The 15639-nt window shown below is 59.6% G+C and carries 10 protein-coding genes; 8 read left to right on the forward strand and 2 right to left on the reverse strand.

Annotation, left to right across the window (positions count from 1 at the left end):
- Positions 1–51 precede the first annotated feature (51 nt).
- From ACA053_RS14260 to ACA053_RS14275, 4 genes are all read left to right on the forward strand, one after another.
- Positions 52–3099, forward strand: coding sequence for an autotransporter domain-containing protein (locus ACA053_RS14260; protein WP_497396032.1), 3048 nt, complete (start codon positions 52–54; stop codon positions 3097–3099).
- 24 nt (positions 3100–3123) lie between these two features.
- On the forward strand, positions 3124–4812 hold the full coding sequence (locus ACA053_RS14265; protein ID WP_497396034.1) for a polyurethane esterase: 1689 nt from the start codon (positions 3124–3126) through the stop codon (positions 4810–4812).
- Between the two features lie 97 nt (positions 4813–4909).
- Positions 4910–6763, forward strand: a complete 1854-nt coding sequence (locus ACA053_RS14270; protein ID WP_497396036.1) for a polyurethane esterase — start codon at positions 4910–4912, stop codon at positions 6761–6763.
- 224 nt (positions 6764–6987) lie between these two features.
- Positions 6988–7350: a hypothetical protein gene (locus ACA053_RS14275; protein ID WP_497396038.1), complete on the forward strand. Its 363-nt coding sequence runs from the start codon at positions 6988–6990 to the stop codon at positions 7348–7350.
- A gap of 117 nt (positions 7351–7467) precedes the next feature.
- Here ACA053_RS14275 and ACA053_RS14280 read toward each other — a convergent pair whose 3' ends face one another.
- Positions 7468–7692, reverse strand: coding sequence for a YgdI/YgdR family lipoprotein (locus ACA053_RS14280; RefSeq protein WP_109631133.1), 225 nt, complete (start codon positions 7690–7692; stop codon positions 7468–7470).
- A 187-nt stretch (positions 7693–7879) separates the two neighbouring features.
- Between ACA053_RS14280 and ACA053_RS14285 the strand changes: the two genes are divergently transcribed.
- The 3 genes from ACA053_RS14285 (at position 7880) to ACA053_RS14295 (ending at position 12833) form a co-directional block, all read left to right on the forward strand.
- Positions 7880–9532 (forward strand): VRR-NUC domain-containing protein, encoded by a 1653-nt coding sequence (locus ACA053_RS14285; RefSeq protein WP_497396040.1) that lies wholly within the window; start codon positions 7880–7882, stop codon positions 9530–9532.
- Positions 9529–11808, forward strand: coding sequence for an ATP-dependent DNA helicase (locus tag ACA053_RS14290; protein ID WP_497396042.1), 2280 nt, complete (start codon positions 9529–9531; stop codon positions 11806–11808). Before ACA053_RS14285 ends, ACA053_RS14290 begins: the two co-directional genes overlap by 4 nt.
- 128 nt (positions 11809–11936) lie before the next feature.
- Positions 11937–12833 (forward strand): zeta toxin family protein, encoded by an 897-nt coding sequence (locus tag ACA053_RS14295; protein WP_497396044.1) that lies wholly within the window; start codon positions 11937–11939, stop codon positions 12831–12833.
- Here the strand turns inward: ACA053_RS14295 and ACA053_RS14300 are convergent.
- Positions 12814–13566, reverse strand: coding sequence for a DJ-1/PfpI family protein (locus ACA053_RS14300; protein WP_497396046.1), 753 nt, complete (start codon positions 13564–13566; stop codon positions 12814–12816). The genes ACA053_RS14295 and ACA053_RS14300 overlap by 20 nt on opposite strands.
- Positions 13567–13712: 146 nt before the next feature.
- On the opposite strand from ACA053_RS14300, the gene ACA053_RS14305 reads away from it, so the two are divergent.
- On the forward strand, positions 13713–15635 hold the full coding sequence (locus ACA053_RS14305; RefSeq protein ID WP_497318032.1) for a hybrid sensor histidine kinase/response regulator: 1923 nt from the start codon (positions 13713–13715) through the stop codon (positions 15633–15635).
- Positions 15636–15639: the final 4 nt, after the last annotated feature.

The following is a 15639-nucleotide window of genomic DNA, read 5'->3' on the forward strand; positions in this document are numbered from 1 at the left end:
TGTGCTTTTCAAGGCACAGGATTTCGCAACACAACTAAGGACGGTAGCTGGATGAATAAGAAGTACAACAACCTTGCCTTGCTCTGCGCGCTGGCCTCGATAGGCACCGCACAAGCGGCGCCCTACGTGGAAAGCGGTCGAGCAGGGGATCCCAACAGCTGGCGCAGCGCCGAATTCAACGCGGACTGGGGCTTGGGCGCCATCAACGCTCAGGATGCCTATGCCGCCGGTTACAGCGGCAAAGGCGTGAAACTGGGGATCTTCGATCAGCCGGTGTACGCCCAGCATCCGGAGTTTTCCGGTGCCAACAAAGTGGTCACCTTGGTCACCAGTGGTATCCGCGAATATACCGACCCGTATATCCCGGTCAAAGCCGGCGATGCGTTTGTGTATGACGGTTCACCCTCGGTCGGTTACGACGGCAAGCTTGGCTCCCACGGCACTCACGTCGGCGGGATCGCCGCGGGCAGCCGTGACGGCAACCCGATGCACGGCGTGGCGTACAACGCGCAGATCATCAGTGCCGACAACGGCGATCCGGGCCCCGAAGACGGGATCATCCTCGGCAACGACGGCGCGGTGTACAAGGCCGGTTGGGATGCGTTGATCGCCAGCGGCGCACGGATCATCAACAACAGCTGGGGCATCGGCATCACCGATCGTTTCGATCTGGGCGGCCGTGACCCGGCGTATCCGCACTTCACCGTGCAGGACGCGCAGCTGCAGTTCAATCAGATCCAACCCATCCTCGGCACACGCCAGGGCGGTGCCTACGATGGTGCGATTGCAGCCGCTCGCAGCGGCATCGTGACGATCTTCGCCGCCGGCAACGACTACAACCTCAATAACCCGGACGCCATCGCCGGCCTGGGCTATTTCGTCCCGGAAATCGCGCCGAACTGGATGACCGTCGCGGCCTTGCAGAAGAACCCGGACCTGAACAGTCCGGACCTCTATAACATCAGCACCTTCTCCTCGCGCTGCGGCTACACCGCGAGTTTCTGCGTGTCGGCACCGGGCAGCAAGATCTTCAGCGCCGTCATCGGTGGCACCAATGCCGATAACATGACCATCGGCTACGCCAACAAAAATGGCACCTCCATGGCGGCGCCGCACGTTGCGGGCGCGGTGGCGGTGCTGATGGAGCGCTTCCCGTACATGACCGGCGCCCAAGTCGCCAGCGTGCTGCGCACCACGGCCACCGACATGGGCGCACCGGGTGTCGACGCGCTGTACGGCTGGGGCATGATCAACCTGCGCAAAGGCATCGATGGGCCAGGGATGTTTGTCACCGAGCAAGACATTCCCGAAGAGTTCCGCATCCAGGGCGCCTACGGTTCCAGCCAGTTTGTCGCGGACTTGCCGGGCATCGGCGCGATCATCGATGCGGGCAAACCGACCGAGCGCGTGTGCAATGACGTGCAGTGTGGGCGGGACGTCTGGCGCAACGACATTTCCGGGCACGGCGGCCTGACCAAGCAGGGCATCGGCACGCTGGTGCTGACCGGCGCCAACACTTACGCGGGACCGACGCTGGTCAATCAGGGCCGATTGGCCATTAACGGCTCGCTGCTCTCGGCGGTCACCGTCAATGACAGCGGGATCCTCGGCGGTAACGGCCGCATCGGCGCATTGACCGCGAAAAGCGGCGGCACCGTGGCGCCGGGCAACTCTATTGGCACTTTGCAGGTGGCGGGCGACGTGACGTTCGAGCCCGGCTCGACTTACGCCGTGGAATTGTCGCCGACCAGCAGCGACCAGATCATCGCGGGCGGCAAAGCCGTGATCGACGGCGCGACCGTCAGCCTGTCCCTGGAAAACAGCCCGACCTTGCTGACCACCAGCGAAGTGCAATCCCTGCTCGGCAATCAATACAACATTCTGCAAGCGGCCGGCGGCATCGAAGGGCGGTTTGGCGCGGTCCTGCCGAACTACCTGTTCATTGGTGGTGCGCTCGACTACTCGGCCACTGGCATTCAGTTGGCGGTAGAGCGCAACGCCGCGTCCTTCTCCAGCGTCGGTCAAACCCCGAACCAACGCGCTGTCGCGGCTGCCGCCGAGCAACTGGGCGCGGGCAACGCGCTCTATGAAACCCTGCTGCTGTCGCCGACCGCCGCCGTCGCACAACAAGCCTTCCAGCAACTCTCCGGTGAGATTCACCCGGCGATCGGCACGTTGCTGATCAACGACAGCCGTTATCTGCGCGACGCCGTCGGCGAACGCCTGCGTGAGCGTGATCTGTTCGATGCCGCGGCACCGACCGATGACCGCAGCAACGCCTGGGTCAAAGTCCTCGGCGCCTGGGGCAAGAGCGATGGCGGGCATGACAACGCCAGCTCGAACAGCTCCATCGGCGGCTTGTTGGCCGGTGTCGACGGTCTGATCACTGAAGATACGCGGCTGGGTTTCGTCACCGGTTATAGCGACAGTTCGTTGAGCATGGGCGATGGCACGCATTCATCTGCCTCTGTCGACAGCTACCACTTGGGCGCTTACCTGGGCCATGAAATCGACGCACTGCGTTTGAGCGTCGGCGGCGCCTACAGCTGGCATCGCATCGACGTGAAACGTGACCTGCAGTTCGGCGACGTCAGCGGCAAACAGAAATCCAAGCGCGATGCGACCACCGCGCAACTGTTCACCGAAGCCGCGTATCGCCTGGACCTGCAACCGCTGGCACTGGAACCGTTCGCCAACCTGGCTTACGTGCACCTCAACCGCGACAGCTTCACCGAGAAAGGTGATGCCGCCGCGCTCAAGGGGGGCGAAGACAACCGAGACGCCGTGCTCTCGACCCTCGGTGTGCGGGCGAGCAAAGCGATTGCGCTGTCGGACAAACAGCAACTGGAACTGTCCGGCACCCTGGGCTGGCAGCACAACCTGAGCAACACCCGTTCCGAAGACCACCTGGCCTTCGCCAACGGCAACACCGGGTTCAGCGTGCAGAGCGTGTCATTGGATCGTAACTCCGCCGTCATTGGTGCGCGGGCCGGTCTGGCGGTGGCGCAGGATGTGCGTGTGAGCCTGGATTACAACGGACTGCTGGGCTCCAACGAGAAAGACCACGGTGTAGGTCTGACACTCGATTGGCAGTTCTGAATTCACGCAAAGGAAGCAAACAACATGGGACTGTTTGATTACAAAAATGCAGATGGCAAGGCGTTGTACAGCGACGCCATCGCGCTGACGCTGTACGCGTACACGCCCACCGGTCAGCCGCTGCCGGCTACCGGATGGGCGCCGATTGGCGCTACGCAGCTGGGTTATCAAGGCAAGGTCGGTGCTCAGGGCACCTTCTATGGCGAGAAGGACGGCTTCACCAGCGCCGAAGCCGAAGTGCTCGGCAAGTACGACGCGGCGGGCAAGCTGATCGGTATCGGCATTGCCTTCCGTGGTACCGGCGGCCTGGGGTACAGCGACACCTTCGGTGACATGAAAAACAACCTGCTGGCCGCCGTCGGCCCGGTGGATTACGCGACGAACTACGCGAAAAACGCCTTCGACAACTTGCTCAAGGACGTTGCCGCGTTTTCGATAGCCCATGGCCTGGGCGCCAAAGACGTCATGGTCAGCGGCCACAGTTTGGGCGGGTTGGGCGTCAACAGCCTCGCCGAACTGAGCGGCAACAACTGGGGCGGGTTCTTCAAGGACGCCAACTACATCGCGTTCGCTTCGCCGACCCAGAGCGCCACGGGCAACAACGTGCTGAATATCGGCTACGAAAACGACCCGGTCTTCCGGGTGCTCGACGGCACCACGTTCAGCAGCGGTTCCCTGGGCAAGCACGATGGACATCAGGACTCGGCGACTAACAACATCGTCAACTTCAATGACCAGTACGCGTCCACGGCGCAGAACCTGGTGCCGTTCAGCATCCTCAATCCGCTGAATTGGTCGGCCCACGGCTCATCGGGTTACGCCGACGGTTTGAACCGGGTGATCGACTCGCGCTTCTACGACCTCACCGACAAGGACTCGACGCTCATCGTGTCCAACCTGGCGCAATCGTCCCGGGGCAACACCTGGGTCGAGGACCTCGGCCGCAGCGGCGAGCCGCACACTGGCAGCACCTTCATCATCGGTACCGACAGCAACGATTTGCTCAAGGGCGGCGCCGGTAATGACTTCATCGAGGGTCGCGACGGTAACGACAGGTTTCGCGATGACGGTGGCTACAACATTCTGCTGGGCGGCAAGGGCAGCAACACCTTCGAGTTGCAGAAGCCGTTGCAGAACTTCAGTGTTGCCAACGATGGCGACGGCACGCTGTACGTGCGTGATGCCTACGGCGGCCTCAGCATGACCCGCGACATCGGCGCGCTGGTGAGCAAGGAGCCGGGTTCATGGTGGGGCAGCAAGGAGGTGACTTACAGCGTCACCGCCAATGGCTTGCTCAATGGCAGCGAATTGACCCACTACAACCACTCGCTCAACGGTGACGCCTACGGCAACACACTGGCGGCCAGCGTCGACGGCGACTGGTTGTTCGGTAATGCCGGCGACGATTTGCTGCGCAGCGACAAAAGCCAGGTGACCTTTGTCGGTGGCGCGGGCAACGACGTGATGCAGGCTTCGGGTGGCAACAACACCTTCCTGTTCAGCGGCGCCTTCGGTTTTGACGCGATCAATGGCTACCAGGGCAACGACAAGCTGGTGTTCCTCGGCGTACAGGGCGCGGGGCAGGGTTATGACTACAAGCAACACGCCTCGCAGTCAGGCCATGACACGGTGCTGAAGATTGGCGATTTTGCCGTGACTCTGGTGGGGGTGGGACTGGATAACCTGTCGGCTTCAGGTATTACGTTTGCGTAAAGGCTGCATGCACTAAATGCTCCGGGGCGCCTCGGGAGCGAGGCGTCCTGGTTGTGAGCTATCTCTGACAATTCCAACAAAGAGAGAGGCAATACCCATGGGTGTGTATGACTACAAAAACTTCGGCACAGCCGATTCCAAAGCGTTATTCACCGACGCGATGGCGATCACGCTGTATTCCTATCACAACCTCGACAACGGCTTTGCCACCGGTTACCAGCACAACGGCTTCGGCCTTGGCTTGCCGGCGACCCTGGTCACCGCGCTGCTGGGCGGCACCGATTCCCAGGGCGTAATCCCGGGCATTCCATGGAACCCCGATTCGGAAAAAGCCGCACTGGAGGCCGTGCAAAAGGCTGGCTGGACGCCCATCACCGCCTCGCAATTGGGCTATGACGGCAAGGTCGACGCTCGCGGAACGTTCTTCGGCGAGAAGGCCGGGTACACCAGCGCGCAGGTCGAGATCCTCGGCAAGTACGACGCGCAGGGTCATCTCACGGAAATCGGCATCGCCTTTCGCGGCACCAGCGGCCCGCGGGAAACGCTCATCAGCGACTCCATCGGCGACGTGATCAACGATCTGCTGGCGGCGCTCGGTCCCAAGGACTATGCGAAAAACTATGTGGGCGAAGCCTTCGGCAATCTGCTCGGTGACGTCATGGCCTTTGCCCAGGCCAACGGCCTGTCAGGCAAAAACGTGCTGGTCAGCGGCCACAGCCTCGGCGGGCTGGCGGTCAACAGTCTGGCGGACTTGAGCACGGACAAGTGGTCCGGGTTCTACAAGGATTCCAACTACATCGCCTACGCGTCCCCGACCCAGAGCAGCACCGACAAAGTGCTCAACGTCGGCTATGAAAACGACCCGGTGTTTCGTGCCCTCGACGGTTCATCCTTCAACCTGTCGTCGGTCGGCGTGCACGATGCCGCCAAAGCCTCGACGACCGATAACATCGTCAGTTTCAACGACCACTACGCCTCGACAGCGTGGAATGTGCTGCCGTTCTCCATCCTCAACATCCCGACCTGGATTTCGCACTTGCCGACCGCCTATGGCGACGGCATGAACCGGGTGATCGAATCGAAGTTCTACGACCTCACCAGCAAGGACTCGACGATCATCGTCGCCAATCTCTCGGACCCGGCGCGCGCCAACACCTGGGTTCAGGACTTGAATCGCAACGCTGAAACCCACAAGGGCAGCACGTTCATCATCGGCAGCGACGGCAACGACCTGATTCAGGGCGGCAAGGGCAACGACTACCTGGAGGGGCGGGACGGCAACGACAGCTTCCGCGACGGTGGCGGCTACAACCTCCTGCTGGGGGGCAAGGGCAGCAACGTGCTGGACTTGCAGCAGTCGGTGAAAAGTTTCGATTTTGCCAATGACGGCACGGGCAACCTCTACGTCCGTGATGCCAGTGGCGGCATCAGCATTACCCGGGACATCGGCAGCATTGTCACCAAGGAACCGGGGTTCCTGTGGGGGCTGTTCAAGGATGACGTGACGCACAGCGTGACGGCCAATGGTCTGGCGGTCGGCAACAACCTGACCGCGTACGCGTCATCGGTGAAGGGCGGCGCGGGGGCCGATACGCTCAAGGCGCATGCAAAGGGCGACTGGCTGTTTGGTCTGGACGGCAACGATCATTTGATTGGCGGCCAGGGCAACGATGTGTTTGTCGGCGGGACGGGGAATGACCTGATGGAATCGGGAGGCGGGATCGATACGTTCCTGTTCAGCGGTGCGTTCGGCCAGGACCGGGTGCTGGGGTATCAGGCAAACGACAAGCTGGTGTTCCTCGGGGTTCAGGGGGTAGCGCCGAATGATGACTATCGGGCTCATGCCACGGCGGTGGGGCAGGATACGGTGCTGACGTTTGGCGCTGATTCGGTGACGTTGGTGGGGGTTGGACTGGAGAGCGTGTCTGGCTCAGGGATCGTAATCGCCTGATGTTGATGTGGCGCCAGTAAAGGCCCCTTCGCGAGCAAGCCCGCACATTTAATCTTCAGTGATCCTGGCAATTGGGCACGACACAGATCAAATGTGGGAGCGGGCTTGCTCGCGAAGAACGATAACGCGGTAAACCTGCCTGGAACACGTGACCCGACAGTCACCTGCGGACTCCAATACCTTGCAATATCAGGATTGAGTACTGAATCAGGAGATTAAGGAACGTGAGTAACCGCAAGAAGCACCTCATCGGTCTGGCGCTGGCCCTGTTATCGGGGAGTGCCGCCGCGGAGTTGCCTCACAGCTCGATTTTGAGCCGCTATGGCATGACGCCAGATCAACTGCCGACGCCGGCATCGCCGGAAACCGTCGAACCCCTTGAAGAGAAAAGCCGCTTCCAGCTCCAGCCGGACCAGCCTTTTGTGACATTTCGCTCGGAGCAAAAGCATCCGGAGATCACCGGCAATATCAGCATCGATCACGCGATGCAGCAGGAATATGACCGCTGCCAGAAGATTAATGAAGAGCTGAGAAGGCGAGGAGGGAAGTTCATCTCCTGCGATAACAGTACGCCGTGGATGCCGTAGATTTTCGGCGTCTGTGAGGGCCTCTTCGCGAGCAAGCCCGCTCCCACATTGGATCCTGCAAACACTGGAGATCCAATGTGGGAGCGGGCTTGCTCGCGAAGAACGATAACGCGGTGTTCAGTCTTCCTCGCGAACCGTGGCCACGTCGTTGGCATTGACCTTCACTTTCGCGCCAGAAATATCCTCGAACTCATAGAAGCCGTCCTTGGTCTTGGTTTTCGGCATGTCCTTGGTCAAATACTGGGTGCCGTTCTGCAACGTCACGACCGTTGGCGTGGAGCAACCGGCCAGGGCCAGGAAGGCCGCCGCTGCCAAAGGCAAACCCAGAGTCTTGATATTCATACTCACCTCTCAAATGCTTGAAAAAAGCCGCTATGCCGGTTGGTGCCGTGGAACGGCAGAAAGTTCGATGGCCACCTGAAAATAACCAAATAGCGCCGCCGCTTATCCTTTTCCGTTTGCACCGGATACGCCGTAGCTGGTATCTGTACGCATAACCAGTACTCGCTTGCCATGGCCCTTTTTCCCTGTGACTGCAAATCCTCTCGACGACCCGTTCTATTACTTGAACAACTTCATGCAAGTGCTTGATTGGCTTGAACATCGCTATGCCGATGTGCTGAGCGTCGAGGAGCAAGCCTTCATCCGTGATTTCCGTCGGCAACCCCGCGAGTCCCGGGCGCTGCTGGTCAGGATGGTGATGCGCAAGGGCCTGCATTTCAGGGCCGGAAAATTGAGTTACATCGAAATCGGTGACATTGCCAGCGCTGCCGAGCCGTTGCTGGCGGCAGGCTGGATCACTGATCAGTCGCCGCTGCAGATCGAGGAACTGTTTGATGTTCTGCTCAAGGCCGAGATTCTTCACTGCTTCGGTGCGGTCATCGAGCAACCGAAAGGCAAGAAAACCGAATGGCTGGCGTTCCTGAGCGAGCAGTTTTGCGAAGCACAAAGCTTCGCGCAATGGTGCCCGCAGCTGAACGACCGACTGTTCACGTTGACTCTTATGGACCTGTGTGACCGCTTGCGGCTGATGTTCTTCGGCAATCTGTATCAGGACTGGTCGGAGTTCGTGCTGGCCGATCTCGGCATCTTTACCTATGAGAAAGTCGAGTTCTGCGTCGAGTCCCGAGGCTTGCGCTGCCGTGAAGACGTGGACGCCTGCCTGTTCCTGCATCACTGCCAGCAACGTTTCGAGGCCGGTGAAGACGTGGCGGTCATTGTCGAGCAGATCAACGAATTGCAACTCGATAACCCTTGGCTGCAACGACGTCGCGGCAAGTTGTTGTTCCAGATCGGTCAGCACTGCGAACGCATGGCGGATTTCTCCACGGCGCTGACGATTTACCGCGACTGCGTCTATCCCGGCGCACGCGTGCGACTTATTCGTGTGCTGGAGCGCTGCGGTGAATATCAGTTGGCCCTGCACTTGGCCATGCACGCGGAACAATCGCCGGAAAGCGCCACCGAGCATCAGCATGTGCTGCGTGTGTTGCCCAGGCTGCGGCGCAAACTGGGCGGGCCGGCGATGAAGCGGCCATCCCCCCGGGAAATGCTGCGCCTGGACCTTCAGTTGCCAAGGACCGATCTGGCGCTGTCGGTTGAATATTACGTTCAGGCGCATCTGGCGGAGGATTCGGCGCCGGTGCATTACGTCGAGAACAGCCTGATCAACTCATTGTTCGGGCTGTTGTGCTGGCCGGCGATCTTTGCTCCGTTGCCGGGAGCGTTTTTCCACCCGTTCCAGCGCGGGCCGGTGGACCTGCTCAATGAGGACTTCCATGCGCGTCGCGCGGATTTGTTTCAGGCGTGTCTCGCCGAACTCGATGACGGCCGCTACCTCCAGACAATTCGTGAACGTTACGTCGCCAAGTGGGGCGTGCAGTCACCCTTCGTGTTCTGGGGCGCGCTGAGCGAAGAACTGCTGGATCAGGCGCTCGATTGCCTGCCCGCCGAACACCTCAAGCACTGGTTCAACCGTCTGCTGCTGGACATCAAGGCCAACCGTGCCGGCATGCCCGACCTGATCCAGTTCTGGCCGCAGCACAAGACCTACCGCATGATCGAAGTCAAAGGCCCCGGCGATCGCCTGCAAGACAACCAATTGCGCTGGCTGGAGTTCTGTCACGAACATCAGATGCCGATCGCCGTCTGCAATGTGCAATGGGCGGAGCAGAGCGCTTGAGCTACAGCATTGCGGTGCGGGCGCTGTGTGAATTCACCGCCAAGGTCGGCGACCTCGACCTGCGTTTTACCCCGTCGCCGACCGCGCTGGAGGGCATCGTCGGGCACCGCACCGTCGCTTCGCGTCGAAGCGAGGGCTATCAAAGCGAAGTCGTCCTCGATGGCCTGTACAAAACCTTGAGGGTCAAGGGCAGGGCGGACGGCTATGACCCGGCGCAAAACTGCCTGGAAGAAGTCAAAACCTATCGCGGCGACCTGAGCAAGCAGCCGGCCAACCACCGACAATTGCACTGGGCACAGGCCAAGGTCTACGGTTGGTTGATGTGTCAGAAGCTGGACCTGGTGCAGATCAATCTGGCGTTGGTGTACTTCGACATCGTCAGCGAAAAGGAAACTTGCCTGGTCGAGGTCTTCAGCGCCGGGGAACTGCAGCAATTCTTCGAGCATCATGGCGAGCTGTTCCTGCAATGGGCGGAACAGGAAATGGCCCATCGCGCGGCGCGCAATCACGCGGCGCAGCAACTGGCGTTTCCCCATGCCGACTTTCGTCCGGGGCAACGGCATCTGGCGGAATCGGTGTTCAAGGCGGTCAGCACCGGTCGTTGCCTGATGGCTCAGGCGCCAACCGGCATCGGCAAAACCGTGGGCACGTTGTTTCCGATGCTCAAGGCCTTGGCGCCGCAGCAACTGGACAAGGTGTTTTTCCTCACGGCGAAGACCCCGGGGCGCAAACTGGCACTGGACGCCGCGCAAGTGATCCTGGATAGCCCCGATGCGCCGCCGCTGCGGGTATTGGAGATGATCGCCCGGGACAAGGCCTGCGAGCACCCGGACAAAGCCTGTCACGGTGAATCCTGCCCGTTGGCCCAAGGCTTTTATGATCGTCTGCCCGCCGCCCGCCAAGCCGCCAGTGAGTTGAGCCTGTTGAACCAGAACGCATTGCGTGTGGTGGCATTGGCGCATGAGGTTTGCCCTTATTACCTGAGCCAGGAAATGGCCCGTTGGGCAGACGTGGTGGTCGCCGACTACAACTACTACTTCGATTTCAGTGCGTTGCTGTTCGGGCTGGCCCAGGCCAATAACTGGAAAGTTGCGGTGTTGGTGGATGAGGCGCACAACCTGGTGGAACGCGGCCGGCAGATGTACAGCGCCACACTCGATCAGTCGACCCTCAACGGGGTACGAAAAACCGCACCGGACGCGCTGAAAAAACCGTTGCAGCGGGTCAATCGTGAGTGGATTGCCCTGCACAATCCGCAACTGGCGCCGTACCAGGCGTACGACAAGGCACCGGAGAAACTTCTCCAGGCGCTGTCGTCGTGCAGCGCGAGCATCGGCGATTATCTCAACGATCACCCCCAGGGCCTGGACAGCGCGTTGCAGGGTTTTTACTTCGACATGCTGCAGTTCTGTCGTGTGGCCGAGCTCTTCGACGAGCAGTTCCTGTTCGACATCAGCAAGCGCGACCTTGACCGTAAGCAAAACCTCTCGCAACTGTGCCTGCGTAACGTGGTGCCGGCCGGTTTCATCCGCCCGCGCCTGACCGCTGCGCGCAGCACGGTGCTGTTTTCCGCGACGCTGAGCCCTCGTCATTATTACGCCGACCTGCTGGGTACGCCGCCGGACACGGTGTGCATCGATGTCGAATCACCGTTCCATGCTGACCAGTTGAAAGTGCACATCGTCAGCCAGATATCGACCCGATTTGTCCATCGTCAGGCGTCCCTCGAGCCTATTGTCGAACTGATCGCCCGGCAATTCAGCCAACGCCCCGGTAACTACCTGGCGTTTTTCAGCAGCTTCGATTATTTGCAGCAAGTGGCGCAGTTAATGGCCGAACGACACCCGCAAATCACTCTGTGGTCACAGTCCCGGGGAATGGCGGAAGGGCAACGTCAGGCCTTTCTCGATCAGTTCACGGCGCACAGTCGGGGAGTCGGTTTTGCGGTGCTGGGCGGCGCGTTCGGCGAAGGCATCGACTTGCCCGGCGCACGCCTGATCGGTGCGTTCATTGCCACGTTGGGGCTGGCGCAGCTCAATCCGGTCAATGAGCAGATGAAACATCGAATGGCAGCGATTTTTGGTGCCGGTTATGACTACACCTACCTGTATCCCGGGGTGCAGAAAGTGGTGCAGGCGGCAGGACGGGTGATCCGCACCCAGCAGGATCAAGGCGTGGTGATGCTGATTGATGACCGCTTCGGCGATAGCAAGGTTAAACAATTGTTGCCGCGCTGGTGGGCGGTTGAGCCGACGCATTTTCACTCTATTGCGTAGGTTTTTTTACCTTTAAAAACAGTGGCATATCTTGAAAGACTCGCTCATTTGAACAATCGGGGAGTACGAGCTTTATTCAAAGGGCCGGCATCACTTTTCAGCCGGTTCTTTGATAAGGAAATCAAGGTATGTCAGCTGCACCGAATTACGCTTACACCTCTGAGCAAGTTACCGCCGCATTCAATGAAATAAAAACCGAGCTGTTTCGCGGTAAAACGGCCGAGGTGACACCCAAAATTCTGGTGGTTGCCGGATTGCAAGGGTCGGGTAAAACCTTTCTGTTGGTAAATAAACTCCTCCCGTCCGAGCGCTACGAAAATTATGTTCGCCTCTACCTGCCCAAGTATCGACAAAAACACCCCCAATACGCGGAGATGATCAAGATCAGTGTCCTGCATGCCTATGAACATACAGAGGCCTTTGTCCTGGAAGTCAGCACCAAGATCTTCACCGAGGCCTTTACCCTCAAATACAACATCATCATGGAGTGCGCGTTCGACGACATCCGTTTCGCTACGTTTGCGCCACTGGCGACGGCGGCCGACTACCAGTTCGAAACGCACATCGTTGCCTGCACGCAGGAATTCGCTCACGTATCGAGTATCAAGCGGGCACTTAAAAGCCTGGAAAGCCGTGAACTTGAACGATTTGTCACCTACAAGGACCTCGACGCCAGCATGAGCAATGCGCGAGCGATCATTCTGGCCTTTGAGGTCGCCTCGAAAGCAGTTAGCGGCTCGCAAATCTCCGTGTATGAACGCGGCCTCGGCGTATTGAATGAGAGGGCACTGCGTCTGCATAACACCTACACCAAGGCTGTCGATGGCACCCCCTCGACAGCGCCGAACCTGTACAGCGCCTATGGCAACATCATCAACAACGACATCTACACCCCTGCCGAGCGTGACGAAATGATCAAGGAGTGCCACTTGGCGTTACTCAAAACTCAAACCTACGCCCAGCTTGTCCCTGACTTCGTCTACAACGACCTGTACGCTTACATCGTCAAACACGTGTACCGATAAGTCGTATCCATTCGGCGGCGAAGCGATGACAGTCTCCCGGCCAGCGAGCGGTCAGCAACTGGCCATCACGGACGATGAAACCTCGTTGTGGCCGGTCCGCCGAATCACGCACTGCCAGGAATGGCCCACGCAGGAAATCCGTCGGACTGGACAGTGCGGCGGTGACTTGCGCTTCGACCGTTTGAGGATAGGTTCGGTAGTAGCGTCCGAGCCAGGCGGCGGTGATTGCCCAGGCAGGCAGTTCCATGGCATTGGCCACCAATGCGGTGACCTTGCGACCCTGCAACACTGAAAACCCGGAGACGGGGTCAAGCGTGCGGGCAAGCAGCAGCACGCCGTGACAGACCGCTGCGACCGGTTTGTCTGCCTTGAAAAAGTGCAGGACGATCCGTCGGGCCTGCTCGGACTCCAACAGGCTGCGCATGCCCTTGGCATGTCCGCCGGGAATCAGCAGCCCGTGGAACTCGCCGGGGTCGACATCGTCATAGGACAGCGGATTGCGAAATGTCGGGTCTTCGATCATCCGGGCGTAGCTGGCAAGGTCGGCCTTGCGTGTCATCAGTAGCGGGTTCAATGGGCCGAAGCCGATGTCCACCAGGCGCGAGTCGGCGTAGGCGGGCAGTCCCTCGGGTGACGCGAAGCGCACCTCGATGCCGGCCTGGCGCATGGCTTGCCACGGAACGCTGCTCTCAGTGGGATCGTAGTCGCAAGTCGGTAACAGAATCAGAATCATCGGGGCGCCTTGAAACCGCCAGGAATGGCGTTTGGCGTCGAGAATAGGTGGTCTGAGCGCTATGCTCCAGTGCACGACCGTTTTCTGGCTTACCAAGTCCTCGGTTTGTCGCATACTCCACAAAACAATAGTCACGGGTGTGATCGATGAGCGATATCCAGTCCAAAACCAAATCTATCGAGGAAATGCGCTTTCGCCTGCTGATTGATGCCGTGGTGGACTATGCGATTTACATGATTGACCCCGGTGGCATCATCACCAGCTGGAACGCTGGCGCCAAGCGGTTCAAGGGCTATGAAGAGGCGGAGATTCTCGGTCAGCATTTCTCGCGGTTCTATACCGAAGAAGACCGACGCATCGGCTTGCCCCAGCGTGCACTGGATACGGCGACTCGCGAAGGCCGTTTCGAGAGCGAAGGCTGGCGGGTTCGCAAGGACGGCTCGCACTTCTGGTGCCACGTTGTGATCGATCCGATTATCGATCCGAACGGCAAGCTGCTGGGTTTTGCCAAGATCACCCGTGACCTGACCGACCGCAAAATGGCCGAGGAAACCCTCAAGCAAAGCGAGCAGCAGTTTCGCTTGCTGGTTCAAAGCGTCACCGATTACGCCATCTATATGCTCGCCCCGGATGGACGCCTGACCAACTGGAACCTTGGAGCCCAGCGCATCAAGGGCTACCGGCCCGAAGAAGTCATCGGCCAGCATTTTTCGATCTTCTACACCCCTGAAGACCGCGAAGCCGGGGAACCGCAACGCGCGCTGGAGACGGCTACGCGGGAGGGTCGCTTCGAAAACAAGGCCTGGCGCGTGCGCAAGGACGGTACACGGTTCTTTGCCCATGTCGTGGTCGATCCGATCTGGGGCGAAACGGGTACGTTGCTGGGTTTTGCCAAAATCACCCGGGATATCACAGAGGCCACGCTCGCACAGAAGGCCCTGGAGCAGACCCGAGAAGCGCTGTTCCAGGCGCAGAAGATGCAGGCCATCGGCCAACTCAGTGGCGGGATTGCCCACGATTTCAACAACCTTCTGACCGTCATCCTCGGCAACCTGGAAATCGTACGCAAACGCGTGGGAGAAGATCCGAAAGTCACTCGATTGGTGGATAACGCCACCCAGGGTGCCTTGCGTGGCGTTTCCCTGACCCAGCGCATGCTGGCTTTCGCAAGGCGTCAGGAACTCCAGTCCGAATCCGTTGAGATACCTGCGCTGGTAGAAGGGATCAGCGGACTGTTGCGCAGCTCTCTCGGGCCTTCCGTACAGCTCGAAACACGCTTTTCCCCTGACCTCGTACCGGTCGTGGCCGATGTCAATCAACTCGAACTGGCGGTGCTGAACCTCGCCACCAATGCCCGGGATGCCATGCCCAACGGCGGCAAAATCGTCATCAGTACCCGGACCGAAGAAATCCCCGATCAATCAACGTTAATGCTGGAGGCCGGCCAATATGTCTGCCTGAGTGTCACCGATACGGGAGAAGGGATGGATGAGGCCACGCTGGCCTCGGCCATGGACCCGTTTTTCACCACAAAAGGCGTGGGCAAGGGCACGGGGTTGGGGTTGTCGATGGTCCACGGCTTTATCGAGCAATTGGGCGGGCGATTCATTCTCAAGAGTCAGAAGGACATAGGCACCACCGCTGAACTCTGGATACCCGCGACCACCGCTACATCGGTCATCAAACCCGCTGCAGCGGAAGTGGAAGCACACCCAGTGGCTCAATTGTGCGTACTGGTCGTGGACGATGACAGCCTGGTGTTGACCAGTACCGGCTTGCTGCTGGAGGACCTCGGCCACCGGGTGCTCAGTGCGATGTCCGGCGCACACGCGCTGGAGTGGTTTAACACCGCGCAGCACATTGACCTGGTCATTACCGACATGGCAATGCCACAAATGAATGGCGCGCAGCTGGCAAAAGCCATCCGGACCCTGAGGCCAGACCTGCCGATTATCCTCGCCACGGGTTATGCCGAACGCCTGGAAGGCTTCGCGACCGAACTCCCGCGTTTGTCCAAACCTTTTACCCAACTCAATCTGGTGGAGGTCATTGCCCTGGCCATGAAATGACTCG

This window comes from Pseudomonas sp. LBUM1672, from assembly GCF_059695655.1.

Bases quoted from the DNA above. Each gene is read 5' to 3' on its own strand.
- ACA053_RS14300 (WP_497396046.1), bottom strand. From the start codon at position 13,566: ATGATTCTGATTCTGTTACCGACTTGCGACTACGATCCCACTGAGAGC.
- ACA053_RS14265 (WP_497396034.1), top strand. From the start codon at position 3,124: ATGGGACTGTTTGATTACAAAAATGCAGATGGCAAGGCGTTGTACAGC.
- ACA053_RS14280 (WP_109631133.1), bottom strand. From the start codon at position 7,692: ATGAATATCAAGACTCTGGGTTTGCCTTTGGCAGCGGCGGCCTTCCTG.
- ACA053_RS14295 (WP_497396044.1), top strand. From the start codon at position 11,937: ATGTCAGCTGCACCGAATTACGCTTACACCTCTGAGCAAGTTACCGCC.
- ACA053_RS14260 (WP_497396032.1), top strand. From the start codon at position 52: ATGAATAAGAAGTACAACAACCTTGCCTTGCTCTGCGCGCTGGCCTCG.
- ACA053_RS14305 (WP_497318032.1), top strand. From the start codon at position 13,713: ATGAGCGATATCCAGTCCAAAACCAAATCTATCGAGGAAATGCGCTTT.
- ACA053_RS14270 (WP_497396036.1), top strand. From the start codon at position 4,910: ATGGGTGTGTATGACTACAAAAACTTCGGCACAGCCGATTCCAAAGCG.